Here is a 23,444-nt window from a genome sequence, read left to right as displayed (position 1 = left end):
CTTCAGCGACGCCAGAAGAAGTGGTGGACGACTCCGCTGGGGCTGGGGACCTGCTCGTGGTGGAAGCGGTCGTCGTATTCGTCGGGACTGTCCCACAGTCGTTCGCCCGCACCGATTTCCACCGGTGCGACGACGATGTGCATGGCGTCGATGAGGTCGGCGGCGAGGAATTCGCGGACCGTGGCGACGCCGCCGCCGATGCGTACATCCTTGCCGTCGGCGGCATCCAGAGCCTGCGCGAGCGCGTCCTTCGGGGCGGCATCGATGAAGTGGAAAGTGGTGTCGGCCAGGGTGAACGACGGGCGCTCGTGGTGGGTGAGGACGAAAACCGGAGTGCGGAACGGCGGGTTGTCGCCCCACCAGCCCTGCCAGTCGTAGTTCTCCCACGGTCCACGCTGTGGGCCGAACTTGTTGCGGCCCATGATTTCCGCGCCGATGTTGAAGGCGTAGTCGCGGGTGATGTAGTCGTCGAGGCCGTAGGTACCACCGGGTTCGGTGCGATTGGGCCAGTGCGCGGTGGCGCCGGCCCAAAACATGAGGTCAGAGGGTTCGGCGTGACCGAAGGGGCGTTCCAGACTCTGCCCCTCCCCCGCGCCGTACCCGTCGCTGGAAATGCTGAAGTTCTGAACGCGGACCATCTGAGCCATCGAGGTGCCCTTTCTGATTGCAATGTGCAAGCAGTGACGAACGTATCCTAGACTGATCCTATGTCGCAACCAGTTGCCCAGGAGAAGTTGCCGGTGCCGCCGGGCAAGTCGGGCTGCCCGATCAACCTCACGGTCGAGCTCCTCGGCGACCGCTGGAGCCTGATCATCCTGCGCGACATCATGTTCGGCGGGCACACGCACTTCCGGGAACTACTCACCGGGTCCATCGAGGGCATCGCCTCGAACATCCTGGCCGCACGGCTCGCCAAACTCGTCGCCGCGGGTCTGCTCACGCGCGACGACGACCCCAGTCACCGGCAGAAGGTCGAATACCACCTCACCGAGGCCGCGATTCAGCTCGTTCCGGTGCTGGCCGCACTGGGCGCGTGGGGCGCGCGATGGTTGCACACGGCGCCGGAGCTGACGGTGCGCGCGGAGTTACTCGCCGCGGGCGGGCCCCCGATGTGGGAGCGCTTCATGGATGAACTGCGCGCCACCCATCTGCGTGGCGCGCCGCTTCCCGACGACGGGGTGCTCGCAGAACTCACCGCCGCCTACCTCGCGGCGGCCGGCGAGTAAGCGTCAGCGGGCCGCTTGGCGACCGACTTCGTTCAGGTGGGTCATCGCCTGGCGGTACGACTCGAACAGGCCGGTCTCGCAGTAGGGAACATCGATCTCGGCGCAGAACTGGGCGACCATCGGCTGGGCACGGCGCAGGTTGGCGCGCGGCATCGACGGGAACAGGTGGTGCTCGATCTGGTAGTTCAGCCCACCCATCGCGGTGTCGACGAGGAAGCTGCCGCGCACATTGCGCGAGGTGAGCACCTGGCGACGCAGGAAGTCGGTGTTGTCGCCGTCCGGCAGAACTTCCATGCCCTTGTGGTTGGGCGCGAAGGTGGAACCCATGTACAGACCGAACAGACCCTGCTGAACGGCGATGAACACCAACGCCTTACCCGGCGACAGCACCAGGAACGCGGCCGAGAGCAAGCCGATGAAATGCGCAGCCAGTAGCGCGCCCTCCCATATACGGTTCGGGATCGGCCAGCGGAACACCGCGACGATGCTCTTCCAATGCAGGCTGCCGCCTTCCAGGAGCAGCAGCGGGAAGAACAGCCACGCCTGGTAGCGGAAAATGAACCGCCGCCAACCTGTTCCGGCCCGCGCACGATCACCGGAGAACGCGAGCACACCCATCGCGTCCGGGTCCATGCCCTCGGTATTGGGGTGGGCGTGATGCCGGTTGTGGTTGCTGGTCCACCACCCGATGCTCAGCCCGATGGCGAGATTGCCCGCGATCAGCCCGTACAGGTAGTTGGCCCGACGCCCGGCGAAGATCTGCTTGTGCCCGGCATCGTGGCCGAGGAACGCGATCTGCGAGAACACCGCGGCCAGGAACACCCCCACCGCCAGGGTCCACCACGAGTCACCGATGGCGAAAAATGCCACCCAACCAGCCACGAAGGCGACTGCGGTCAGCGCGCTCTTCCACCCGTAATACCCCACTTGCCGGTCGAGCAGGTCCGCCGCCCGGACGCGACGCAACAGGACCGAGTACTCACTGCCACGCACGGGAACGACATCAGACGCGATAACCACGCCACAAGCATGGCGCATGCAGGCCACGTCCGGGTGAACGGGTTGCAGATCGGCGACGACTGGCCGTGCCGCCACCCGAATCCGGTCGTCCTGCTACCCGGCGAACAACGACACCATCACCCGGCAGACCATGTCGCCGGTCCTCGCGCCATCGCACCCGAGATCCGCGTTGCCGCAATGGTCACTCGATCCGACCGGATCGCCAGTGATGCCTACTCTCGATGGTGAGCGACCACCCACGCCGCGACCTGCGCGCGAGTCGCGCAGTGCAGTTTGCTCAGGATGTGCTCGACATGCCCCGCCGCAGTGCGCTGCGAGATAACGAGCTTCTCCGCGATGGCCCGGTTGGTCAGGCCCTGCGCGATGAGTTCGGCTATCTGCTTCTCGCGGCGGGTGAGTACGTCCACCGCGGCAGGAACCTCCGCCGCCGCGGACGAATCCTCCTCGAGGGCGTAGGCGAGCACCGCGTCGATATCGAGATCGTGGCCCTGGCGCATCGCCGCCTCGAAGGCGCGCGGGCCGAGCGCGCGAGTGGCGTCCTGCTGCGCCTGGGTGTGGTGGCCGAACATCTCGAGAATACTGACCGCCTGGCTGCCCACGGATTCGCCGACCGCCATGGCCGCCCCGACGAGCACAGCAGCCCGCTGCGCCCGGCGCTGTGCAGCCGCGACAAAGGCCAGGGTCGCCAGACAGCTCGCGACACCCGGCCAATCCTCGATCATCCAGGAAACCCGCAGACTCTCCTTGACCAGCACCGATCCGCGCTCGAGGTCACCGCGCTCGACCGTGGCAAAGGCGAGCTGTGCGACCGCGTAGGACCGGTAGACCGACTCGCCGTGCGCTGTGGCGAGCGCCAGCGCCTGCTCGTTGCAAGCCATGGCGAGGTCCGTTTCCTGCAGCAGACCGCACGCGACGCCGAGGCCGAGCAAGCTCGACACCTGATGCAAGACATCACCGGACGCCTCGAACACCGGCACTGCCCGCGCGAGCCGTGTCCTCGCACCGGTGAGATCGCCGGAGAACAACGACAGCAAGCCATGTGCGCCGTCGACATACGCGCACAACAACTCGTCATCGCTGCCCTCGGCCAACGAACGCGCCCGTTCGATTCGCTCGGACCCGGACTGGATGTCTGTCTGCATCGCGGCCAGCACTGTGTCCGCGCACAGTGCCGCGATGTGCGCCAACGTGGCCCCGCCCGTTCTCTCCAACACGCGACCGAGCCAATATCGGGCCTCGCTGACCCGCTGCCGCGCGACCCAGAACTCGTAGAGGGCAACCGCGATCCGTTCGGCCGATTCCGCCTCGTCGGGCTCGGCCAGGCAGAACTCCATCGCCTCACGCAGATTCGGCTGTTCCCGGTGCAGCCGATCGATCCATTCCAGCTGCTTCGGCCCCGCCCATTCGGTGTACGCCCGCAACGCCAGGCGTTCGAACCAGTCCCGGTGGCGGCGCTGCAATTCCTTCTCGTCACCGCTACCGCGCAACCGTTCCCGGCCGTACTCGCGCAGCGTTTCGAGCATCCGGTACCGGACGCCGCCGTCACCGCGGGTCGCACGGATCAGGACCGACTTGTCCACCAGCGAGCCCACCAGGTCGAGTACCTCGCCGGGATCGAGTCCGGCACCGCAGATCGCCTCTGCGGCATCCAATTCGAAGCCGCCCGCGAACACCGTCACCCGCGCCCACAGCTCTCGCTCACGGTCGCTCAGCAGGTCGTAGCTCCAATCGACGCACTGGCGCAGCGTCTGTTGACGGGTCGGCGTCGCGCGACCGCCACCGGTGAGCAGTCGATATCGGTCGGTGAGCCGTTGCAGGATCTGCTCCGGTGACATCGACCGCAGCCGGGCCGCGGTCAACTCGATGGGCAGCGGCAGGCCCTCGAGTCGTCGGCATATGCGGGCGACGGTGATCTTGCTGTCTTCGGTCAGCTCGAAGCCGGGGACGGCCGAGCGCGCGCGGTCGACGAACAGCGCGATCGCGTCACACCGCAACATCGCGCGTAAGCTCGGCGACCCCTCCGCCCCGGGAACCGACAGCGGCGGCACCGGGACCACCACCTCCCCACCGATGCCGACCGGCTCCCGGCTGGTCGCGAGGATGTGCAATCGTGGCGCGGCACGCAGCAGCGATTCGGCCAGCGAGGCGATCGTGTCCACCAGGTGCTCGCAGTTGTCGAGCACCAGGAGCAGATGGCGCGTGGCGACGAAATCGAGGAGCAACTCCTGCGGCGTCTGGGCCGTCCGGCCCACCAGTTTGAGTGCGGACACTGCGGCCTCGGCCACCAGGTCAGGCTCGCGAACCTTTTCGAACTCGACCAGCCAGACCCCGTCGTCGAACGCTCGGCGCACCTCCTCGGCCGCCCGGATCGCCAACCGGGTCTTGCCTACCCCGCCGATACCGGTCAACGTCACCAGCCGCGCCTCGGACAGCAACTGTCTGACCTCGACGATCTCGCGTCCTCGGCCGACGAATTGAGTCAATTCCGCGGGGAGATTTCCCAGCGCGCCCTGACTGGTTGGCGGCATCCGACATGCCTCGCATTCGATGGCGGAATGGTCCAGAACGCCAGGTTACGCCGTGTAGACCACGGCACCGCCACACCACCGCAACCTCCCGGACGCCGGCTGCAGAAGTAGCCCGATTTCCGAAAAACGGGTATATCGACCGTCCCCGTGACGCCGTGCTCGGAGGACGCTGAAGTGACGGTCAGCACCATTCCCGGAGGTCCGATGCACCCACCCGATCCAGTCGACAGCGATACGGCCGGCGACAACGACATGCAGCACGTGGAAGACGTGTTGATGATTCGCCGGTGCACCTGCTGCTCCACGCTGTTCGCGGCGGTGACCCTCGGCTGCTCGTCCTGCATCTCCGGCAGCCTCGAGTGGCTGCCGTCGGCGGGCGCCGGTTCGATCGTGTCCTGTCGGGTCGTGGATCGCGCCGCGACCGGAATGCGCGGCATACGACCGTTGACGATCGCCATCGTCGAGCTCGACGAGGGGCCGTGGGTCTACACATCCATCGAAGGCGGGCTCCCGCCGCTGCAGAACTGCCCGGTGCGTGTGCAATTCCAGTCGTGTTCCTGGGACGACAGGTTCCCGGTCTTCGCCGTGAGCGCCGGTCGGCCGATGTCGGACGATCAGCGCCGGGCCGCCTGCCGTATCAGTGTCTGACCCAGCCGCTGTCCCCACCGGTGCACGGCATCGCCGCGGCCCAACGAGAGTTCGCACAGATCTGGCGATTCCTCCCCGACCTCCGGGCGCACGTCGACCGATGGCGCGGTGCCGAATCATTACTGGAGGCGACTTGGCGACGGTGCTGGATTGAAGATCGAGCCAGTGTCGGCGTATCGTAGGTACATACCTACATCAGGAGGGGTTGCGATGTCCTCGATGAGCGCTCGGGAGTTCAACCAGGATGTCAGCGCTGCGAAACGGGCTGCGGCCGAAGGGCCTGTCGTCATCACAGATCGGGGTGAGGACGCTTTCGTGCTCTTGTCCATCGACGAGTATCGGCGGCTGAGGGCCGACAGCCAGGATCTCGTTTCCCGGCTGAGCATGGACGACGAGATCGAGTTCGAACCAGCGCCGCTGCAGGTGAATCTGAGAGTCGCCGACCTGTGACTTTCCTCCTCGACACCAACGTCATCAGCGAGTTGCGCAAGTCGGCACAGTCAGCAAACCCAGCCGTGCGCTCATGGGTGGCACAACGACGGCCATCCGACTTGTTTCTGAGCGTCATCACGATCATGGAGGTCGAAGTCGGTATCTGCCGGATCGAGCGGCGCGACTCGGCCCAGGGCAGTCGGCTGCGCACCTGGCTCGAAGATGATGTGCTGGACGTGTTCGCGAACCGAATCCTGCCCCTCGACCTCGCCGTCGGTCGCCGCGCAGCACGGTTACACGTCCCGGACCCACGGCCCGAGCGCGATGCGATGATCGCGGCCACGGCGGACGAGCACGGTATGACCGTAGTGACTCGCAACATCAAAGACTTCGAGCCGATGGGCGTACCTGTCATCAACCCTTGGAATCCCGCCTGACGATCCAGTCCCCCACCGCTGCGCTCCGCGATCAGAGTCGGGATCAAGATTGCGCTGCAACCGAACTGGATCACTGTGCGCTGCGAGTCAGGTGAACCGATCGCTACGCCACCTTCCCAGCTTCAGGCACACAGGCGCCATCCAGCTCCCCGATGCACACCCGCCGGTTGCAGGCCACGAAACGAACAAAAGGTCCGGCTCGAAAGCCGGACCTTTTTGTTGTGGGTGGAGCTAAGGGGACTCGAACCCCTGACCCCCACACTGCCAGTGTGGTGCGCTACCAGCTGCGCCATAGCCCCGTGTTCAGTTGTTTCAGCGGCTCTCGCTGCTGCCTGAATGAAGTTACACCATGCGTCTGAGAGAGAACAAATCGGCTGGTAGACGGCGAAAATGTGGGGTTACGGGCGGGGGTGCAGTGGCCGGTGGGGCGGGAAGGATCGGCTGGTCAGGGGTAGAATGTGCCGAACCTCACGCGGGGGCTCAGGGGGCCAGGTTCACTACCCAGTTCTCGTCCTGCCAGTCGATCTTGGTGGTGCCGTCGTAGATCGCGGGGGTGGCGGCCTTGTTGCCGGTGCGGGCGTCGAGGTCGGCGAGGTTCTTCGCGGCGGCGGTCTTGGCTGCGTCGGACTGGGTGCCGTTGTTGATGCAGGCGGCGACGGATTCGGGAGCGCCGGATTCGGTGGCGATGGTGGCCAGGGCGGGGTTGCTCAGGTCGGAGCCGCCTTCGGAGGGCTGCTTGTTCGTGAACAGGGTTTCGTGGAACTTGCTGTAGATGGGCCCTGAACCCGTTTGGGCGACACAGAGATTCGCGGCCGTGGCGCGGGTGGAGTAGTCCTTGCTCTTGGACTGGGGGTCGAGGAAGGTGACGAGGTGGTAGTTCACCGCGAGCTTTCCTTCGTCGATCTTCTGGGCCAGTTCCTGGCCGTAGGCGGTTTCCATCGCGCCGCAGGCGGGGCAGATGGGGTCTTCGAAGATGTCGATCGTCTCGGTGGCGTCGGGGCGGCCGAGTCGGATGACGCCCTCGGGGCTGGTGGTGACCTGCACGGCGGCCTCGCGGACGGGGCCGTAGCCCTCGTTGCGGACGGCGGGCGGCGGTTCCGCGCTCCACTTGTAGGCAGCGAACACGATCAACCCGATGACGACGACCGCCACCGCGGCCAGCGCGTAGGTGGTGTTGCTGGAAACGGGGCGCGGATTGTGCGAAGAACCGGCTGTGCTCACCCGTCCACTCTGCCTCGAGTCGCCGGCGGCGCGCCGCGCGGGCACACCGAAATGGCGCTGACCTGCTACTGCGGCTTGTGGTAATCGCTGGGTCGACCGGCGGGAACCATGCCGTCACGCACCACCGGCTTACCGTCGGGGCTGCCGTCGCAGGCGCATTGCGGGTCGATGCGGTCGCCCGCGTGGTCGGGGTGCTCCGGATCTTCGGGGTGCGTGATCTGTGCGGGCTCGGGAGTGAATACCCACACGGCCGCCGACACCGCCAGCACCGCACCGGTCACGGCCATACCCACCCCGAACGACGTGCGTTCGGCCAACCAGCCGATCACGATCGGACCGAGCACGGTGCCCAGATCGGCCGACATCTGGAACGCGGCCAGCACCGGACCGCCGCGGGCCCGCGACCCGATCACATCGGCCAGCGCGGCCTGCTGCACCGGGCTGAACATCCCCGAGCCCAGACCCGCGATGAACGACGCGGCGAAGAACCACGGCAGTGTCGGCGCGAAACCGAGCGCACCGGTGCCGAGCGCGCAGATGACGGACCCGGCGATCAGGAACGGTTTCCGGCCGAGCCGGTCGGAGAGCCTGCCCGACGCGAACAACACGGCCGCGTTGCCCGCGGCGAACACCGTCAGCGCGACACCCGCCATGCCGACTTCCTGATGCAGCGTTTCCACGACGAGCAACGGAACGAATGCCATCCGCACACCGAACACCGCGATACCACCGGCGAAACTCGACAGCAGCACCGCCCGATAAGCAGGCTCGGCCCACCCTTGACGGAAAGTGAATTCGACCGGCTTCGCGCCGTTTTCGGGCGCGAGCACCGGCGATTCGCGCAGCCCGGCGAACACGATCACACACACCACGAGCAGCGCGGCCATGTAGATGACGAACGGCGCGCGCAGCCCGAATCCGGCCAGACTGCTGCCGACCAGCGGCCCGAGCAACGACCCGATCAGAAAACTGGTCGAGTAGACCCCCGAAACCCGGCCGCGTGCGGCCGGCGGTGACACCCGGATGATCAGCGCCATCGACGACACCGTGAACATCGTGGACCCGATGCCACCCAGCGAACGCAGCACCAGCAGTTGCCAATACGTCTGCGCGAGCGCACATGCCCCGGTCGACAGCGCCACGATCACGATGCCCGCCAGATACACCCGTCGCTCGCCCAGCTTCTGCACGAGCCGACCGCTGGCGGGCGCGAAGAGCAACCGCATCAACGCGAACGCGCTCACGATCGCCGACGCCGCCGCGATACCCACCCCGAATTCGCGGGCGTACTGGGGCAGCACGGGCGCGACGAGACCGAACCCGAGCGCGATCACGAAGGCTGCCGCGATCAGTACCCAGATCTCGGCGGGTAGCCGGACTTTGGCCGGAACGCTCACTCGGTCAGCGCCTGGTTCACCATCTCCTCGGCCGCGGCCTGTACCTGGGTGAGATGCTCGGGGCCGAGGAAGGATTCGGCGTAGATCTTGTATTTGTCCTCGGTGCCCGAGGGACGTGCGGCGAACCAGGCGTTCTCCGTGGTCACCTTCAGTCCGCCCAGCGGCGCTCCGTTGCCGCGCGCGGTGGTGAGGATGCCGGTGATCTCCTCGCCCGCGATCTCGGTGCCGGAGACGGCCTCGGGAGTCAGGCGCGCGAGCTTGGTCTTCTGCGCGCTGGTGGCGGCGGCATCGATCCGCGCGTAGGCGGGGCTGCCGTATTGGCGTTCCAGTTCGCCGTACCTGGCAGAGGGAGTCTGGCCGGTGACGGCGGCGATCTCGGCGGCGAGCAGGGCCAACAGGATGCCGTCCTTGTCGGTGGTCCAGACGGTGCCGTCCATCCGCAGGAACGACGCGCCCGCGCTCTCCTCACCACCGAATGCCAAACTGCCACTGAACAATCCGGGCACGAACCACTTGAACCCGACCGGGACCTCGTACACGTCCCGCCCGAGCACGCCGACCACACGGTCGACCATGGACGAGGTGACGACGGTCTTGCCGATCTTGGTGAGCGCGTCCCACCACATCCGGTTCGCGACCAGGTATTCGATCGCGACGGCCAGGAAATGGTTGGGGTTCATCAGGCCACCGTCAGGGGTGACGATGCCGTGCCGGTCGGCGTCGGCATCGTTGCCGGTGGAGATGTCGTAGTCGTCCTTGATGCCGACCAGGGCCGCCATGGCATGGCGTGAGGACGGGTCCATCCGGATCTGGCCGTCGCTGTCGAGGGTCATGAAACGCCAGGTGGGGTCGACGAACGGGTTGACCACTTCGAGCTCGAGGTCGAAACGCTGGCCGATCTCCTCCCAGTAGTCCACGCTCGCGCCGCCCATCGGGTCGGCGCCCATCCGGATGCCCGCGCCCCGAATCGCGTCCAGGTTCAACGCGTTCGGCAGGTCGCCGACGTACTGGTCGAGGTAGTCGTAGCGCTGGACGTGGGTGTTCATCGCCTGATCGAGCGAGACTCGTTTGACCCCGGCCAGACCGCCGCGCAGCAGTTCGTTGGCGCGGGCGGCGATGGCGTCGGTGGCTTTGGTGTCGGCGGGGCCGCCGTGCGGTGGGTTGTATTTGAAGCCGCCGTCGCGCGGTGGATTGTGCGAGGGGGTGACCACGATGCCGTCGGCTTGGTGCTTGGTACCGCCACGATTGTGGTTCAGGACAGCGTGGCTCAGCGCGGGCGTGGGTGTGTAGCGGCCGCGGGCGTCGATCACCGCCGTGACGTCGTTGCCCGCCAGGACCTCGAGCGCGGTGGTCCAGGCGGGTTCGGACAGGGCATGGGTGTCGCGCGCAAGGTAGACCGGGCCGGTGATGTCACGGGTGGCGCGGTATTCGACGATCGCCTGCGTCATCCCCATGATGTGGGCCTCGTTGAACGCGCCGTCCTCGCTGGACCCCCGGTGACCCGAGGTGCCGAACACCACCTGCTGGCTCGGCTCGTCCGGATCGGGGACGAGGCTGTAGTACGCGGTGACCAGGTGAGCGATATCCACCAGGTCGGTCGGGCGGGCGGGCCGTCCGGCGCGATCGTGGGCCATGGTGGGTGTTCCCTTCCGTGTCGGCTGCGCGCGGCTGGTCATGAGAATCATGCGCACAACCACTGGGTCAGGGACGCGGCGGCATACACCGCGGCCAGGCTCGCCGCGACGCTGATCGCGACATTGCCCACGGCGTACACGTAAGCGCCCTCGGTTACCAGACGGACCGTCTCGTAGCCGAACGTGCTGAACGTGGTCAGCGCACCACAGAAGCCGGTTGCCGCGAATGCCAGCAGCGCACTGCCCACACTCGCGCCGATCAGACCCCCGAGCAACGCCGAACCGACAATGTTAACGGTTAGCGTCCCCCAGGGCAGCCCAGTCGGAAACCACGCCGACATCTGCCGGTCGATCAGGTACCGGGCGGGTGCCCCGAGCATGCCACCGACCATCACCAGCGCCACCGTCATGCCGCGCCTCCCCCTGTGGGAGCCCACATCTCGACCATCGGATGGCCCCCTTCCGTCGTCGAATTCATGTGAACCCCCGCCGCGCGACCCAGCGGGTCGCGCTCATGGCGACTGCCACGGCACCGAGCGCCGCGAGCACCGACAGGCCGAGATAGGCGACCGCCGTGCCCGTCGCACCGGTGCCGATGAGTCTACGAATCTCGAGGCTATAGGTGGAGAAAGTCGTGAAGCCCCCCAGCACACCGATTCCCAGGAACGGCCGCACGAGTTTCGGTGCTTCCCACAGTTCGGTGACCACGACCATCAGCACCCCGATCGCGAAGCAGCCGAGCACATTCACCGTGAACGTCGACCACGGGAACCGGCCCGGGAGTACCGGCCACCAGTACGCGACGCCGAAACGGGCGGTGGCACCGAGCCCGCCACCCACCGAGATCGCCGCGAGGACGGCCGGATCGAGCGCCGGGGGCCGCGATGCCATGCGTTGCCCTCCCGTCGGCCGATCCGTGTGGTGGTCGTCGCTCATGGTATCGAGACCCACCGACATCCGGGCGAGCGGTGCGCTCGTGGCAAACTTTCAGCAGCCCGTACCGGCGAACGACGATGGCCCGAACCGATTGTCGGTTCGGGCCATCGTCGTTCAGTTCTGCGGGATCAGTGCGCCAGCACCGGTTCACCTTCGGCCGGGGCGGGCACGGTGTTCGGCATGATCGCCGCGATCACGATCGCGCCGAGCACGAAAGTGGCCGTCGCCCACCAGAAGCTGGTGGTGTAACTCTCGATCGCGCCCTGCGCCATCGTGAGCGGGCCCGGCTGGTGCGAGGACACGTAATCGGTCATCGCCGAGGCCGCGATGGTGCTGAGCAGCGCGGTACCGATGGACCCACCGACCTGCTGGCTGGTGTTGACCATCGCCGAGGCGACGCCGGCGTCCTCGTGCTGCACGCCCGCCGTCGCACCCTGGAACGCGACCGACATCGCACCACCGAGGCCGAGGCCGAGCAGCACCAGCGCGGGCAGGATATGGGTGGCGTAGCCCGAGTCCAGACCGATCCGGGTGAGCCACAGCATGCCCGCGGCGGCGACCAGGAATCCACCGCTGATGACGATCTTGGGTCCGACCTTGGGCAGCAGCAGCGACGGCGCGGTGGTCGAGGAGACCACCATGCCCGCCACCATCGGCAGGAAGGCCAGACCGGTCACGATCGGCGTGTACGCCAGGGTCAGCTGCATGTAGAAGGTGAGGAACAAGAAGATCGCGAACATGCCGATGCCCATGACGAACACGGTCAGGTACGACGCGCCGCGGGTGCGGTCGGCGACGATGCGCAGCGGCAGCAACGGATGCGCGACCTTGGTCTCGATCCAGACGAAGGCCGCCAGCAGCACGGCGCCACCGATCAGGAAGGCCAGCGTGGTCGGGTCGCTCCAGCCGTTGGACTCGGCGTGCGAGAAGCCGTACACGATGCCGAACAGCGCGGCGGTGACGGTGACCGTGCCGTACCAGTCGAGCTTGGGACGCGAGGTCGACGTGTGCTTGGCCAGCAACAGCACGGCGCCGACGAGCGCGACAGCGGCGAAGATCAGGTTGACGTACATCGCCCAGCGCCACGACGCCCATTCGGTGAGCACGCCACCGAGCAGCAGGCCGATCGCACCACCGGCACCGGCGACGGCACCGAAGATGCCGAACGCCTTGGACCGCTCACCGGGTTCGGTGAAGGTGACCGTGAGCAGTGAGAGCGCGGCGGGCGCGAGCAGCGCACCGAACACACCCTGGCCGACACGGGCCGCGACGAGCATCTCGAAGCTGGAGGCCGCACCGCCGATGGCCGAGGCCACCGCGAAGCCGACGAGGCCGACGATGAAGGTGTTGCGGCGGCCGAACAGGTCGCTGAGCCTGCCGCCGAGCAGCAGGAGGCTGCCGAAGGCGAGGGCGTAGCCGGTGATGACCCACTGCCGGTCACCGTCGCCGAAGCCGAGGTCGGCCTGGGCCGCGGGCAGCGCGATATTGACGATCGTCGCATCGAGCACGACCATCAGCTGGGCGATGCCGAGTACGGCAAGCACCCACCAGCGCAGGGCGTGCGAGCCGCGGCGACCGGTATCCGCGGGGCTCTGCGGCCCCTTGTCGAGTGTGGTGGTCATAACTCCCCTAGTAGGTCTGCGGATGGTTTCAGGTGGCATAATCGGAGACACCGCCTCCGCTTCAATCGAAGCTACCAGAGTAACGGAGAAACAAACTCCACTTAATCCCCGGATTGATAGGATGTACTTGTGAATCACGCCACGACGACTGCCACACCACCCCGCAGATTGCGCGCCGACGCCGCACGCAATCAGCAACGCATCGTCGCGGCCGCCCGTGAGCTATTCGCCGACCACGGCCTCGAGATCACCCTCGACGACGTCGCCGAACGCGCGGGAGTCGGCGTCGGCACGGTGTACCGGCGCTTCGCGAACAAGAAGGAACTGATCGCCGAGGTCTTCGATCAGCACGTCAAGGACTTCGCCGACGCGGCCGACGCGGCCATGAGCAACCCCGATGCCTGGCTCGCGCTCGTCGAGTTCTTCGAGAGTGCGTGCAAACACCTGGCGACCAACCGCGGCTTCGGCGAGGTGATGCTCGAACTCGAGGAAGATCCGGCCCGTTTCGCCGAGTTGCGCGACCGGATCCAACCGGCGGTCGCGGGCATCATCGATCGTGCGCGCGCGGCGGGCGCGGTGGACCCCGATATCGCGACCACCGACTTCTTCGCGCTGATCCACATGGTCAATTCCCTCGCGGAGTTCGCGGCGCCGATCAATCCCGAAGTATGGCAGCGGTATATGGCCATCGCACTCAACGGCGTCCGCACCGACGCGGTGCCGCGCAGGCCACTGCTGGTCGCGCCGATGACCAACGAGGAAGTCGAGCAGGCCAAGGCCGCCGGCTGCCTCGGACGTCGTCGCTGAGCCGAAACCTGCCCATCCAGTAGCGCGCGTCACAGTGCATCCTCTACTGTTGGACACATGACCAAGAGCACCTGGGTGAACTGGGCAGGCCAGCAGAGCTGCACACCCGCCGTCGTCGCCGCGCCGCGCGACGTCGAGGAACTGGCCGCGATCGTGACCGAATCGGCCGCCGCGGGGCGGACCGTGCGCGTCGCCGGGTCGGGACACTCGTTCACCGACGCCGTGCTCACCGACGGCACGCTGATCGACCTCAGCGGTCTGGACAAGGTTCTCGACGTCGACTCCGCCACCGGACGCGTGCGGGTGGAGGCCGGGATCTCACTGCACGCGGCGAGCCCGCTGCTGCACGGGCACGGCCTGGCCTTCCCCAATCTCGGCGACATCGATACACAGAGCCTCGCGGGCGCGACCGCCACCGCCACCCACGGCACCGGCGCCCGGCTGCGCAATATCTCGGCGGCACTGCACTCGGTAGAGGTGCTGCGCGCGGACGGCACCCGGGTGGAGCTCAACGAGCAGACCGACCCCGACGGCTGGAAGGCGGCGCGGGTCAGCGTCGGCGCGCTCGGCGTCGTCACCGCGGCCACTCTGCAACTCGAGCCGTCGTTCGTGCTGGAGTGCGTCGAGCGACCGGTACCGCTGGACGAGGTGCTCGCCGATATCGACGAATTCGCCGATGGCAGTGATCATTTCGAGTTCTTCGCGTTCCCGCACAGTGCCACGGCGATGACCAAGGCCATCGATCGCACGCAGGCACCGGAGCAACCGCGCGGCACGATGCGCGAGTGGATCAACGACATCCTGATCGCCAACCACGTCTACGACGGCATGTGCAAGCTCGGTCGGCGAATTCCCGCCGCCATCCCGATGATTCACCGCGCGGCCACACTCGCCGGGAGCAACAACCGGCAGGTCGACCGTTCCTATCGTGTGTTCTCCACCCCGCGGCTGGTGAAGTTCAACGAGATCGAATACGCGATCCCGCGCGCGCACGCGGCCGAGGCGATTCGCGAGATCCTCGCGCTGGGAAGGCAATTCGGCACCCCGATGCCGATCGAGGTGCGCTGGGTCGCGCCCGACGACGCCTTCCTGTCCCCCGCGGGCGGACGCGACACCTGCTACATCGCGGTGCACCAGTATCAGGGCATGGTGTGGGAACCGTACTTCCGCGCGTGCGAGGCGGTCTTCGACGCCTACGACGGCAGGCCGCACTGGGGCAAACGCCACTTCCAGACCGCCGAGACACTGCGGCCGCGCTACCCCGACTGGGACCGGTTCACCGCGGTGCGACGCCGCTTCGACCCCACCGGTGTATTCGCCAACGACTACGTGCACCGGGTACTGGGCTCACTCGACTGACGTCCTCGCCGCGCGGACACTGCTCGGACAACCTGGTCGCCGGTTCGTCCACACCCACCCCCGCCGCAGCGCGCTGATGGAATGATGACGGGTGATATCCGAAGCGCCACAAGCACTTCGCCCCTGCGCCGAAAGGGCGACCATGGCCCACACTCCCAGCGTGTTGTTCGTCTGCGTCCACAACGCGGGCCGATCACAGATGGCGGCGGGTCTCCTGCGCGCCATGGCCGGTGACCGGATCGAGGTGCGCACCGCGGGCAGCGAACCGGCCGCCGCGCTGAACCCCGCCGCGGTGGTGGCCATGGCCGAGATCGGGATCGATATCGCGGGCGCACGGCCTGCCGCGCTCACCGACGATGTCGTCGGGCTCTCGGATGTGGTGGTCACGATGGGATGCGGCGAGGTGTGCCCGTATTTTCCGGGGATCAGCTATCGCGACTGGGTGCTGTCGGATCCGGCGGGTCAGCCCATCGAGGTGGTGCGCGGCATTCGCGACCACCTGCAGATCCTGATCGGCAATCTGATCGCCGAACTGCTGCCGGTACCCGCCCGCTGACACGTCCGATTCGTTCAAGACGCACCCACGATCGAGTGTTTACGCTGCGAATATGACTCCACAGCTTGATGTCGTGTCCGTTGTAGTTTCCGATATGGCCGCTTCGGTGGCCTTCTACCGCAGGCTGGGACTGGTCTTCCCGGACGGCGCCGAAGCCGAGGGCCATGCCGAGGCCGTGATCGGCGGCGGCCTTCGGCTGGCACTGGACACCGAGGCGACGATTGCCTCCTTCGCGCCCGATTGGCAGCCGCCGACCGGTCCCGGCCGCAGCAGTCTCGCGTTCCGATGCGCCGATCCGGCCGAGGTCGACAAGCTCTACGCCGAGCTCGTCGACGCCGGCCATCACGGCGAACTCCCACCGTGGGATGCCTTCTGGGGTCAGCGCTACGCCTCGCTCGCCGACCCCGACGGGCACGGAATCGACCTCTACGCGCCGTTGCCCGCCGAATAGGACGACCAGTCGTGGGGGTCGCGCTGACGCTGCTGATAGCGGCCGAGCATCTCGCGGACCTCGTCGCTGACCGGGGGTTCTCCGGTGAGCCTGGTCCACAGGTGCGCGTCGTGGTCGGTGAGCGTCACCGGTCCCGACGCGGCCACGTCGACGACGAAGGTGAACTGCCTGGTGCGGGCGCCCGCACCGGTCAGGTAGTCGAAATCGCCGAGGTAGTCGCTGACTCCGGTGACCTGCAGCCCGGTTTCCTCCGCGACTTCGCGGGCCAGCGCTTCGTCGAGTGCCTCACCCGGCTCGACGACGCCGCTGGGCAACTCCCACCGGCCACCCAGGAAATCCGATCGTCGGCGGCGCAGAATGAGCACTCGCTGATGGCGGACGACGACCGCGCCGACGACAAGCCGGCGGATTTCGTCTCGTTCTGCCTCGATACGGAGCGTGGAGTACACGGATTCGTCGATCATCAGGTCACATCCTCTCGTCGGTGTTCGGACTGGACTGAGCACTTGCGACGGGGCGTGCACTAGTGAGCCTAAACCTTCCGTCACGCTGTGCCGAATGAGACTTTCCGGGCGGTGAGACGCCCGGTCAGCGGGTTTGCAGAGTGCTTACCGAGCATCCAGCCAGGTCACGGACCTCTCGGGACAGGTGCGCCTGGTCGGCGAAGCCGGTCACGGCGGCGATGTGTGCCGCCGGAATTCCGGTGCGAAGCGCGGCGAGCGCTCGTTGAAATCGCAGAATACGAGCCAACATCTTGGGTCCATAGCCGAAGGCGAACAGGGAGCGCCGGTGCAGCATCCGGGCCGACATGCTCGTCCGAGCGGCGGTTTCGGCGACCGTCGCGCCCGCCGAGAGAGCATCGACGACAGCGGTGAGCGCCGGATCGGCAGGGCCGTTGTCGGCGGCGAATCGTAATGCGATCGCTTCCAGGGCAGCAACGCGGTCGGGCGCGTTGTCGATGCGATCGACGAGTTCGCGGGTGGTGCGCGACGGTGCGATCTCGGCCAGATCGACCCGCTGGTTCAGCAGTTCTACCGCCGGAACCCCGAGCAACGTGGGCGCGCTGCCCGGCGCGAACCTGACGCCGACGAATTCTCGCGCCCGCGCGGTCGGTGCGAGAAACGCGCGGCTGTCCGGACCCGCCACCATCAGCGTGCCCTCGGTCCAGATCAGATCCATGCAACCGTCGGGGAACACCGTGACGGGACCGGTGGCGGCGGGCATGGTTCGCGACCAGACCACCGCTCGGTCCAGCCGTGATTCGCGTTCCCGGTATTCGGCCACACTTCGACGGTAGTCCCGCCCACCGACAGGTAGCTGCCGCACCATGATCACCCGGTCCGTAAGATCTGACGGCACGACGTTCGGCTCGGCAGAGGGGTGCCAATGCAACCGACAGCATCAGTGCGGGGTGGACGGCCGCGGGTGGCGGGATTTCCCGGTGCGGACATAGATATCGAGCCGGACATCTGGTCGGGGGCGTTCGTCGACGACGACCGGATCAGGGCGCTGGCTGTCGGTGCGTATTACGGGCGCAGCTGGGGCGCGCAATGCGACGGCGTCGCGTTCCTCCCGGAGGAGCCCGACAGCGCGTCGACGCGGCGGGAGACCGCCATCGAAGGACTGCACGAGTCGTGGGGCGTCGACAACGCCGAGGACGCCCACGACACCGTGCGGCGGCTGCTGGCCGGGATGCACGCGCCGCTGTTCGAACTCGTTCATCCGCTCGCCGTCATGGCCGCGACCGACACCGGCCGGGTCGATCGGTCGGGATTGGCCGACGAGCATCGCGAATTCCTGCACACCCTTTCGGGTTTCCGTGGCTATCGCGGGCCCGCCGGGATCGATCGCGACTACGACGCCTGGCTACAGGCCATCAAACTCGGCATCACCGACAGCCTGCCGACGCCGCTGCAGATCGACGCCACCGCGTGGGATCTGGCACGGCTGGTGTTCATCGCCCGCGCCGCGTGCACGGCCGGATACCTGACCGAGGACGAGGCGTGGGAACACATGCTGACCGGGCTGGATCGGGCGCGTCAGCACTATCGCAACTGGCGCCAGTTCGGCGACGGGTTCCTCACCGGTGCGATCTTCTGGGCGGCCACGCAAGATCTGTCGGCCGCGAAAAGCCAAGTGGCCGAACGTAGACGGATGATCGCGGGGCTGCACCTTCGACCGTCGAGTCCGTGGCGGCGGGTGTCGCTGCATCCGGGTGCGCCGGTGTTCAGCCCGGCATCGTCAGCATGATGCCGACGGCTTGACGGCGGAACGGATCGTCGTCGACCATGCCCAGTTTGCGGCGTTCCACCAGCAGTTGCCATTCGCCGAAGAGGTCGGCCGAGCAGGGCATCGACTGGGTGATGGATCCGTCGACGTGCTCGATCTCGCAGGCCAGACGCACGGCCTCGGTGATGCGCGTGAAGTCGGCGGGTTCCCAGTCGACGAAATCGAGGTCGGCGCCCGCTCCCGAGATCCGCAGCGTCGCGACCTGTCCGGGGGCGGTGAGCACTTCGGCGCCGGTGAGGACCGAGACCGGAAATTCGTAGACCGCCCACGCGGACACGAACAGCAGGCGCAGCGTGGTGATCGCGACCAGGCCGGGAGCGCCCTCGTGGCCCGCCTGGGCCAGTTCGAGAACGTACTCGTCGGGCCGGGCGCAGCCGTGCAGGATGTCGATCTCGCGTAAGGAATTGCCCGCGTGCCGCATTCGGCGTGCGGCCGCCGTGACATCGGGGCGCTGCGGGCCGTTCGAACCCGGCACCGAGTGCGGTGGAACGAGATTCGGGCGGGGCGGGAACACCCTGCGTAGGCTGACCAGGTCGCGTTCGACCGCCCTGATCAGCGCCTGCGCCTGTTCGCGTAGGCCGGTTTCGAGGAACACCGGCACCGGATGACGATCCGTCGGCGCACCGTTCACCACGAACTGCGCCGACCGGAAGAACAGCAGCAACGCCATCTGCCCGTCGTCGGTGTTCGCGAGCGCGATCCTGCCCAGTTCGGCCACCCCGACGTCGAGCGCGATCTCGTTGTCGGCGCGCAGCGGCGTCGTCACCAACCGCCCGTCCGCGTACCGGACCGCGACTCGCGCACCCCATACTTCGATCAAAGCCACGTCCCTCCTGGCCTGCCCCGCATCGGTGGATCCTACCGAGGGGCCGTCGCGGGCCGGGCGATGGTCCTGCCGATGGTGTTCGAAGCCGCGCCGAGGTGGCAGGCTGTACGCATGCCCGATGAACAGGAAGTCTCCGCCGAACAGTCCGCGGACGCGATCGAAACCCCGGCGGAGGCGACGAAGCGGAGGTTCCGCGAGGCGCTCGAGCGGAAGAACGGCCACTCCTCCGCGGGTGGAGCCGCCCAGAATTCCGCCAAAGTGCGTGGGACGCATGCGCAGGCGGGCGGGAAGCGCACCTTCCGCCGTCGCGCCGGCGGATAGTTTTCGCTCCGGGACGCGACTGTCCTTCCGTGATCAGCCCTGCTCCGCTGGCAATAATTCTGCGGCGCAGGGCTTTTCAGTGGAGTGGGAGCTACTGCAAGCGGGAGGTATCTGCGTCAGCTTCGGTTCGGACAGCGTTCTCGAAGATGGCGCCGCTGTCGGCTTCGCTGAAAACCAGCCAGCAGCCCCGGATGGCGCCCAGTAGGTCCTCGAGCAGATCGATGGCGGGGCGAGTGGGGTCGAGGCGGCAGATGCGGTAGCCGTCGGTCCAGTCGTCGAGATCGTCGTCCTCGTCGTCACGTTCCTCGATTTCCTGCGCGGCTTCGATGATGCCGTCCAGGTCGCGGACCTTGCCCTCGGAGACGGCGATGGCATCGGCGATCAGGTCGACTACCACCTGGGTGGGCGTCTCCCCCGCGCCGAGGCGTTCCAGGACCACGGTCGGCGTTTCGACCTGGAGTGCTTCGATGTCGTCCGCCTCGGCGACCACGTCCACCGGCTCGAGGCCCGTGACCTCGCCCGCCACCGTCGCCGCGGCCCGCAGCCAGTGCGCGGCGGCGACCGAGGCGGCGGCGGGGTCCAGTTCGGTGAACAGGTCGATCGTGCCCAAGGGATTGGCCCGGAGCAGGGTGTCCGCCGCGTGCACCTGCACCGGGGAGATCTCCGGGCGGGTGAGCTCGACGGCCTGCCTGGCTCGACCTGCCAGATCGCCCAGTTCCGCGGCCGTGATCGCCGCCTGCTCGGTGAGCACCTCGTTCACCACCCGGTCGACCAGGCTCGCGTCACCGATCGCATGGAGCACACGGCCCACGTGGTGCGCGGATTCCTCGATGGGGCTGTAGAAGACCAGCATGCATCCGTCGTCGTCGGGCAGATTGGGGGTGCGCAGCGCGGCTTCGACCTTCGCGAAGCGATTGCGCTCCTCCGCCCGCCGCCACGCTTCCCCGTTCACGACGTCGGGATCACCGGCGGCGGTCGCCGGATGGGTGTAGGTCCGCCACTGGAACCGCGCCAGACTCGCCAACGCCGCCGCCAGCTCCACGCCGTGCTCGGCGCCTGGCACCTCGGCGATCGTCTCGGCGACATCACCGCGACCGGTCCCCCAGGTGGCGACCAGCGTTCCCGCCCCCGAGTCGTATGCATACCGCGTCATTCGCTCAGTTCTACGTGGCCCACCCGCACCACCCGTCACCAGGGTCTACCGGATCAGAGTGGAGCCCGTCCGAGGCCGGGGACGAACCGTCCCGTCGCCGCGAGGTAGGCACGGTAGTTCGCGCCGTGGACCCGCGTCAGATAGGGCTCTTCGACCGCCCGTACCTGCAGCTCGATCGTCACCAGCAACAGTGCGAACGCGACGATCGCGACAGCGTTCGGGATGATCAGCGTGACGCCGCCCGCGAAGACGAGCATCGCGGTGAAGATCGGGTTGCGAACCAGACCGAACACCCCGGTGTCGACCAAGGTCGTCGTCTCGCTGGGATCGACTCCGATGCGCCACGATTCGCCCATCTCGATCTGCGCGTACAGCGTTGCCGCGATACCCGCGACGGCGAGCACGAATCCGGCGGTCTGAATCGGCATCGCGGACAGCGCCCCGATCGGGGCTACGACACCGGCCAGCTGCAGCACCGACGATGCCGTGCCGACCACGATCGCGGCGACGAAACCGACGCCGGCGAGCCATTCGATCGAGCCGGGCCGTCCGCTGATGCCGTGGAAACCGGTCGAACCCGTGGCCTGATACTGACGCCAACTGCGCCAGCCGAAGCCGAGCAGGCCGAAAACCAGGTACAGAACCAGTGCGCAGATCGCCATCATCATGGGTTCCCTCGATCGTCGTTGTCACAGCAGCCGCGGTGACCGACATCGGTGGACATCGTCGCGCAGCAGGTTTCGCCCTTCCAGGCGTTGATTCCTTCTTTGACCGCGATCACCGCGATCACCAGCGCCGCGAGCGGATCAGCCCACGACCAGCCGAACAGGCTGTTGAGCAGCAGGCCGACCAGCAACACGGCCGAGAGATAGGTGCACAGCAGGGTTTGCTTGGAATCGGCCACGGCGGAGGCGGACCCGAGCTCGCGCCCCGCCCTCCGTTGCGCGGCGGACAGCACCGGCATGATCACCAGACTCGCGGCCGCCAGCCCGATCCCGACCGTCGAATGCCGTGCCTCGCCGACCCCGAGCAGCGAACGGACGGCGTCGACAGCGACATAGCCGGCCAAGGCGAAGAACGAGAACGCGATGACCCGCAGCGCCACCTTCTCCCGCGCCTGCGGATCGCGCCCGGCGAACTGCCACGCCACCGCGGCCGCCGAGGACACCTCGATCACCGAGTCGAGACCGAACCCGATCAGCGCGGACGAGGACACCCGCGCGCCTTCGCTCAGCGCGACGATCGCCTCGACCACGTTGTAGCTGATCGTCGCCGCGACCAACCACCGAATCCGCGTCGTCAGCACCGCCTCGCGCACCGAACTCGGCGCGATCAGCGCGGGCATCCCGATCGACTCCATCAGCAGCAGCCCTCCGATTCCGCCGCCGGGCAGCAGGCCGGATCAACGGCGAGCACCAGGCCGACCAGATCGTCCAACGCCCGCCCGATCCGCGGATCCGCCAGCTCATACCGGCTGCGCCGCCCCTCGGGAACCGCGACGACCAAGCCACATCCACGCAGGCAGGCCAGATGATTGGACAGGATCTGCCGCGAGACACCGATCGCCTCCGCCAACTCCGACGGGTAGCCGGGTTCCTTCCGCAGACTCAGCAGGATCTTGGTTCTGGTCGAGTCCGAGAGGGCGTAGCCGAATCGGGACAGCGCGTCGGTCTGCACCGTGGATTCCATACCTCAGACGATACATCAGAATCTGTATTCAGAATAGGATGTACTGACGGTGCCGCTGACGGATCGAGGCGGGCATCGATGTAGGCACCGATCTCGCTGCCCTGACGGGAACTTGTGGCCGATAATCCGTGAATCTTCGCTGCCCAGAACTGAATTCAAGAATAGTGAGCCGGCGTTCAGGTCGTCCGGCACCACGCACCGAAAGGCACCACCCATGAGAATCTTCGCCCTGCTGGCCGGCCTCGCCGTCCTCGGCGCTCTCCTGCTCGCCGACAACTGGAACCCGGTACGCGCCGGGGTCTACGCGGCAGCGTGGCTCGCCGTCGCATTCATCCTGATCAAGTTCGCCCGGAGGTAGACCCGGACGGTCGAGCTCGCACGCGAGAACATGCCGACAGGCTGGCGTCCGGAAGGCTGGGCCCACCGCGGCTGCAACGCCGTTGAGCCGCGTGGTGTTCATCGCGCGTCGGGACATGAAAAAAGCCCTCCACCTGCGGTAACAGGTGGAGGGCCTGGGTGGAGCTGCCGGGAATCGAACCCGGGTCCTCCGCCGCGTCTTCAGGGCTTCTCCGTGTGCAGTTCGCTGTGTCTCTGCTCGGATCTCCAAGTCTCGCGAACAAGCCTGGATGACGATCCCAGTCGCTGTTAGATGTCCCATCCGACTCCGCGACCGAGCCGAACGGTAATTCCCTCTAGCTGATGCCAGTACCCGGGTCGAGGGACGAACCCGGACTGACAGAGACGACCTGGCTACTTAGGCAGCGAGGGCGTACTCGCGCTGATTGGAATCGGCGCTTAATTGGTTGCAGCGACGCTTACGGTGGTCTCTTGCCTGCACCGACACGCTTCCCCTGAATCAACGTACGCAGTCGAAACCGTTCAGCCCCGTACG

General features: G+C 67.2%; 27 protein-coding genes, 1 tRNA gene and 1 other RNA gene. 11 read left to right on the top strand and 18 right to left on the bottom strand.

Translation table 11 applies throughout. From position 1 onward, the window contains the following. Positions 1-2: 2 nt before the first annotated feature. Complete coding sequence (locus ACFQ9R_RS16215; protein ID WP_378991422.1) at positions 3-647, bottom strand: dihydrofolate reductase family protein; 645 nt, start codon at positions 645-647, stop codon at positions 3-5. 60 nt (positions 648-707) lie between these two features. On the opposite strand from ACFQ9R_RS16215, the gene ACFQ9R_RS16210 reads away from it, so the two are divergent. Next, positions 708-1,226, top strand: a complete 519-nt coding sequence (locus ACFQ9R_RS16210) for a winged helix-turn-helix transcriptional regulator (RefSeq protein ID WP_378633032.1) — start codon at positions 708-710, stop codon at positions 1,224-1,226. A 3-nt stretch (positions 1,227-1,229) separates the two neighbouring features. Here the strand turns inward: ACFQ9R_RS16210 and ACFQ9R_RS16205 are convergent, their stop codons facing one another. Continuing rightward, positions 1,230-2,246, bottom strand: a complete 1,017-nt coding sequence (locus ACFQ9R_RS16205) for a fatty acid desaturase family protein (RefSeq protein WP_378991421.1) — start codon at positions 2,244-2,246, stop codon at positions 1,230-1,232. Between the two features lie 212 nt (positions 2,247-2,458). Continuing rightward, complete coding sequence (locus ACFQ9R_RS16200; protein ID WP_378991419.1) at positions 2,459-4,774, bottom strand: ATP-binding protein; 2,316 nt, start codon at positions 4,772-4,774, stop codon at positions 2,459-2,461. Positions 4,775-4,948: 174 nt separating this feature from the next. Here ACFQ9R_RS16200 and ACFQ9R_RS16195 point away from each other — a divergent pair, with 174 nt between their 5' ends. From ACFQ9R_RS16195 to ACFQ9R_RS16185, 3 genes are all read left to right on the top strand, one after another. Next, the gene (locus tag ACFQ9R_RS16195) at positions 4,949-5,422 is read left to right on the top strand and encodes a Zn-ribbon domain-containing OB-fold protein (RefSeq protein WP_378991417.1); all 474 of its coding nucleotides are present in this window, start codon (positions 4,949-4,951) and stop codon (positions 5,420-5,422) included. 210 nt (positions 5,423-5,632) lie between these two features. Beyond that, on the top strand, positions 5,633-5,872 hold the full coding sequence (locus ACFQ9R_RS16190; protein ID WP_378991415.1) for a type II toxin-antitoxin system Phd/YefM family antitoxin: 240 nt from the start codon (positions 5,633-5,635) through the stop codon (positions 5,870-5,872). Next, positions 5,869-6,291, top strand: coding sequence for a type II toxin-antitoxin system VapC family toxin (locus tag ACFQ9R_RS16185; RefSeq protein ID WP_378991414.1), 423 nt, complete (start codon positions 5,869-5,871; stop codon positions 6,289-6,291). The genes ACFQ9R_RS16190 and ACFQ9R_RS16185 overlap by 4 nt, the downstream gene beginning before the upstream one ends. 226 nt (positions 6,292-6,517) lie before the next feature. Here the strand turns inward: ACFQ9R_RS16185 and ACFQ9R_RS16180 are convergent. From ACFQ9R_RS16180 to ACFQ9R_RS16150, 7 genes are all read right to left on the bottom strand, one after another. Further along, positions 6,518-6,590 (bottom strand) — tRNA-Ala (locus ACFQ9R_RS16180). A 181-nt stretch (positions 6,591-6,771) separates the two neighbouring features. Next, positions 6,772-7,512, bottom strand: a complete 741-nt coding sequence (locus tag ACFQ9R_RS16175; protein ID WP_378991413.1) for a DsbA family protein — start codon at positions 7,510-7,512, stop codon at positions 6,772-6,774. Between the two features lie 65 nt (positions 7,513-7,577). After that, entirely contained in the window at positions 7,578-8,909 is a 1,332-nt protein-coding gene (locus ACFQ9R_RS16170) for an MFS transporter (protein ID WP_378991412.1), read from the bottom strand. After that, positions 8,906-10,543, bottom strand: a complete 1,638-nt coding sequence (pgm, locus tag ACFQ9R_RS16165) for a phosphoglucomutase (alpha-D-glucose-1,6-bisphosphate-dependent) (protein ID WP_378991411.1) — start codon at positions 10,541-10,543, stop codon at positions 8,906-8,908. Before pgm ends, ACFQ9R_RS16170 begins: the two co-directional genes overlap by 4 nt. 47 nt (positions 10,544-10,590) lie before the next feature. Next, positions 10,591-10,953: a fluoride efflux transporter CrcB gene (gene crcB, locus ACFQ9R_RS16160; protein ID WP_378991409.1), complete on the bottom strand. Its 363-nt coding sequence runs from the start codon at positions 10,951-10,953 to the stop codon at positions 10,591-10,593. A gap of 64 nt (positions 10,954-11,017) precedes the next feature. Beyond that, a complete protein-coding gene (locus ACFQ9R_RS16155; RefSeq protein ID WP_378991407.1) occupies positions 11,018-11,434 on the bottom strand; it encodes a fluoride efflux transporter FluC in 417 nt (138 codons plus the stop codon). A gap of 173 nt (positions 11,435-11,607) precedes the next feature. Beyond that, positions 11,608-13,101 (bottom strand): MFS transporter, encoded by a 1,494-nt coding sequence (locus ACFQ9R_RS16150; protein ID WP_378991405.1) that lies wholly within the window; start codon positions 13,099-13,101, stop codon positions 11,608-11,610. Between the two features lie 129 nt (positions 13,102-13,230). On the opposite strand from ACFQ9R_RS16150, the gene ACFQ9R_RS16145 reads away from it, so the two are divergent. From ACFQ9R_RS16145 to ACFQ9R_RS16130, 4 genes are all read left to right on the top strand, one after another. Then, positions 13,231-13,908 (top strand): TetR/AcrR family transcriptional regulator, encoded by a 678-nt coding sequence (locus ACFQ9R_RS16145; RefSeq protein WP_378991403.1) that lies wholly within the window; start codon positions 13,231-13,233, stop codon positions 13,906-13,908. A gap of 57 nt (positions 13,909-13,965) precedes the next feature. After that, the gene (locus tag ACFQ9R_RS16140) at positions 13,966-15,267 is read left to right on the top strand and encodes a D-arabinono-1,4-lactone oxidase (protein ID WP_378991401.1); all 1,302 of its coding nucleotides are present in this window, start codon (positions 13,966-13,968) and stop codon (positions 15,265-15,267) included. Between the two features lie 142 nt (positions 15,268-15,409). Beyond that, positions 15,410-15,823, top strand: a complete 414-nt coding sequence (locus ACFQ9R_RS16135) for an arsenate reductase ArsC (protein ID WP_378991400.1) — start codon at positions 15,410-15,412, stop codon at positions 15,821-15,823. A gap of 52 nt (positions 15,824-15,875) precedes the next feature. Then, the gene (locus ACFQ9R_RS16130) at positions 15,876-16,274 is read left to right on the top strand and encodes a VOC family protein (protein ID WP_378633010.1); all 399 of its coding nucleotides are present in this window, start codon (positions 15,876-15,878) and stop codon (positions 16,272-16,274) included. Here the strand turns inward: ACFQ9R_RS16130 and ACFQ9R_RS16125 are convergent. Both ACFQ9R_RS16125 and ACFQ9R_RS16120 read right to left on the bottom strand, forming a co-directional pair. Further along, the gene (locus ACFQ9R_RS16125) at positions 16,250-16,738 is read right to left on the bottom strand and encodes an NUDIX hydrolase (protein WP_378991399.1); all 489 of its coding nucleotides are present in this window, start codon (positions 16,736-16,738) and stop codon (positions 16,250-16,252) included. The genes ACFQ9R_RS16130 and ACFQ9R_RS16125 overlap by 25 nt on opposite strands. Positions 16,739-16,862: 124 nt before the next feature. Beyond that, positions 16,863-17,558, bottom strand: coding sequence for a helix-turn-helix domain-containing protein (locus tag ACFQ9R_RS16120; RefSeq protein WP_378991398.1), 696 nt, complete (start codon positions 17,556-17,558; stop codon positions 16,863-16,865). A gap of 141 nt (positions 17,559-17,699) precedes the next feature. Between ACFQ9R_RS16120 and ACFQ9R_RS16115 the strand changes: the two genes are divergently transcribed. Continuing rightward, positions 17,700-18,524 carry a DUF1266 domain-containing protein gene (locus ACFQ9R_RS16115; protein WP_378991397.1) on the top strand — a complete coding sequence of 275 codons (825 nt, stop codon included), beginning with the start codon at positions 17,700-17,702 and terminating at the stop codon, positions 18,522-18,524. On the opposite strand, the gene ACFQ9R_RS16110 is transcribed toward ACFQ9R_RS16115, so the two are convergent. Then, complete coding sequence (locus ACFQ9R_RS16110; RefSeq protein ID WP_378991396.1) at positions 18,502-19,389, bottom strand: hypothetical protein; 888 nt, start codon at positions 19,387-19,389, stop codon at positions 18,502-18,504. The two genes, ACFQ9R_RS16115 and ACFQ9R_RS16110, sit on opposite strands and share 23 nt — an antisense overlap. 72 nt (positions 19,390-19,461) lie before the next feature. Between ACFQ9R_RS16110 and ACFQ9R_RS16105 the strand changes: the two genes are divergently transcribed. After that, entirely contained in the window at positions 19,462-19,710 is a 249-nt protein-coding gene (locus ACFQ9R_RS16105) for a DUF5302 domain-containing protein (RefSeq protein WP_378991395.1), read from the top strand. Between the two features lie 91 nt (positions 19,711-19,801). On the opposite strand, the gene ACFQ9R_RS16100 is transcribed toward ACFQ9R_RS16105, so the two are convergent. The 4 genes from ACFQ9R_RS16100 to ACFQ9R_RS16085 are packed head-to-tail and all read right to left on the bottom strand — an operon-like array spanning position 19,802 to position 22,552. Next, the gene (locus ACFQ9R_RS16100; protein ID WP_378991394.1) at positions 19,802-20,863 is read right to left on the bottom strand and encodes a hypothetical protein; all 1,062 of its coding nucleotides are present in this window, start codon (positions 20,861-20,863) and stop codon (positions 19,802-19,804) included. Between the two features lie 53 nt (positions 20,864-20,916). Continuing rightward, complete coding sequence (locus tag ACFQ9R_RS16095) at positions 20,917-21,525, bottom strand: methyltransferase family protein (RefSeq protein WP_378991628.1); 609 nt, start codon at positions 21,523-21,525, stop codon at positions 20,917-20,919. A 2-nt stretch (positions 21,526-21,527) separates the two neighbouring features. Further along, positions 21,528-22,223, bottom strand: coding sequence for a cation transporter (locus ACFQ9R_RS16090; RefSeq protein WP_378991393.1), 696 nt, complete (start codon positions 22,221-22,223; stop codon positions 21,528-21,530). Then, a complete protein-coding gene (locus ACFQ9R_RS16085; protein ID WP_378991392.1) occupies positions 22,223-22,552 on the bottom strand; it encodes an ArsR/SmtB family transcription factor in 330 nt (109 codons plus the stop codon). The genes ACFQ9R_RS16090 and ACFQ9R_RS16085 overlap by 1 nt, the downstream gene beginning before the upstream one ends. Before the next feature lie 214 nt (positions 22,553-22,766). On the opposite strand from ACFQ9R_RS16085, the gene ACFQ9R_RS16080 reads away from it, so the two are divergent. Beyond that, positions 22,767-22,910 (top strand): hypothetical protein, encoded by a 144-nt coding sequence (locus tag ACFQ9R_RS16080; protein WP_378991391.1) that lies wholly within the window; start codon positions 22,767-22,769, stop codon positions 22,908-22,910. A gap of 156 nt (positions 22,911-23,066) precedes the next feature. Here ACFQ9R_RS16080 and ssrA read toward each other — a convergent pair. Beyond that, positions 23,067-23,439, bottom strand: a transfer-messenger RNA (tmRNA) gene (ssrA, locus tag ACFQ9R_RS16075). Positions 23,440-23,444: the final 5 nt, after the last annotated feature.

Origin of the sequence: Nocardia sp. NPDC056541, assembly GCF_042794235.1 — a bacterium.
GTDB lineage: Bacteria > Actinomycetota > Actinomycetes > Mycobacteriales > Mycobacteriaceae > Nocardia.
This window is presented reverse-complemented; position numbering and strand designations above follow the sequence as displayed.

Bases quoted from the DNA above. Each gene is read 5' to 3' on its own strand.
- ACFQ9R_RS16215 (WP_378991422.1), bottom strand. From the start codon at position 647: ATGGCTCAGATGGTCCGCGTTCAGAACTTCAGCATTTCCAGCGACGGG.
- ACFQ9R_RS16210 (WP_378633032.1), top strand. From the start codon at position 708: ATGTCGCAACCAGTTGCCCAGGAGAAGTTGCCGGTGCCGCCGGGCAAG.
- ACFQ9R_RS16200 (WP_378991419.1), bottom strand. From the start codon at position 4,774: ATGCCGCCAACCAGTCAGGGCGCGCTGGGAAATCTCCCCGCGGAATTG.
- ACFQ9R_RS16190 (WP_378991415.1), top strand. From the start codon at position 5,633: ATGTCCTCGATGAGCGCTCGGGAGTTCAACCAGGATGTCAGCGCTGCG.
- pgm (WP_378991411.1), bottom strand. From the start codon at position 10,543: ATGGCCCACGATCGCGCCGGACGGCCCGCCCGCCCGACCGACCTGGTG.
- crcB (WP_378991409.1), bottom strand. From the start codon at position 10,953: ATGACGGTGGCGCTGGTGATGGTCGGTGGCATGCTCGGGGCACCCGCC.
- ACFQ9R_RS16155 (WP_378991407.1), bottom strand. From the start codon at position 11,434: ATGGCATCGCGGCCCCCGGCGCTCGATCCGGCCGTCCTCGCGGCGATC.
- ACFQ9R_RS16150 (WP_378991405.1), bottom strand. From the start codon at position 13,101: ATGACCACCACACTCGACAAGGGGCCGCAGAGCCCCGCGGATACCGGT.
- ACFQ9R_RS16140 (WP_378991401.1), top strand. From the start codon at position 13,966: ATGACCAAGAGCACCTGGGTGAACTGGGCAGGCCAGCAGAGCTGCACA.
- ACFQ9R_RS16135 (WP_378991400.1), top strand. From the start codon at position 15,410: ATGGCCCACACTCCCAGCGTGTTGTTCGTCTGCGTCCACAACGCGGGC.
- ACFQ9R_RS16130 (WP_378633010.1), top strand. From the start codon at position 15,876: ATGACTCCACAGCTTGATGTCGTGTCCGTTGTAGTTTCCGATATGGCC.
- ACFQ9R_RS16125 (WP_378991399.1), bottom strand. From the start codon at position 16,738: ATGATCGACGAATCCGTGTACTCCACGCTCCGTATCGAGGCAGAACGA.
- ACFQ9R_RS16105 (WP_378991395.1), top strand. From the start codon at position 19,462: ATGGTGTTCGAAGCCGCGCCGAGGTGGCAGGCTGTACGCATGCCCGAT.
- ACFQ9R_RS16100 (WP_378991394.1), bottom strand. From the start codon at position 20,863: ATGACGCGGTATGCATACGACTCGGGGGCGGGAACGCTGGTCGCCACC.
- ACFQ9R_RS16095 (WP_378991628.1), bottom strand. From the start codon at position 21,525: ATGGCGATCTGCGCACTGGTTCTGTACCTGGTTTTCGGCCTGCTCGGC.
- ACFQ9R_RS16090 (WP_378991393.1), bottom strand. From the start codon at position 22,223: ATGGAGTCGATCGGGATGCCCGCGCTGATCGCGCCGAGTTCGGTGCGC.
- ACFQ9R_RS16085 (WP_378991392.1), bottom strand. From the start codon at position 22,552: ATGGAATCCACGGTGCAGACCGACGCGCTGTCCCGATTCGGCTACGCC.
- ACFQ9R_RS16080 (WP_378991391.1), top strand. From the start codon at position 22,767: ATGAGAATCTTCGCCCTGCTGGCCGGCCTCGCCGTCCTCGGCGCTCTC.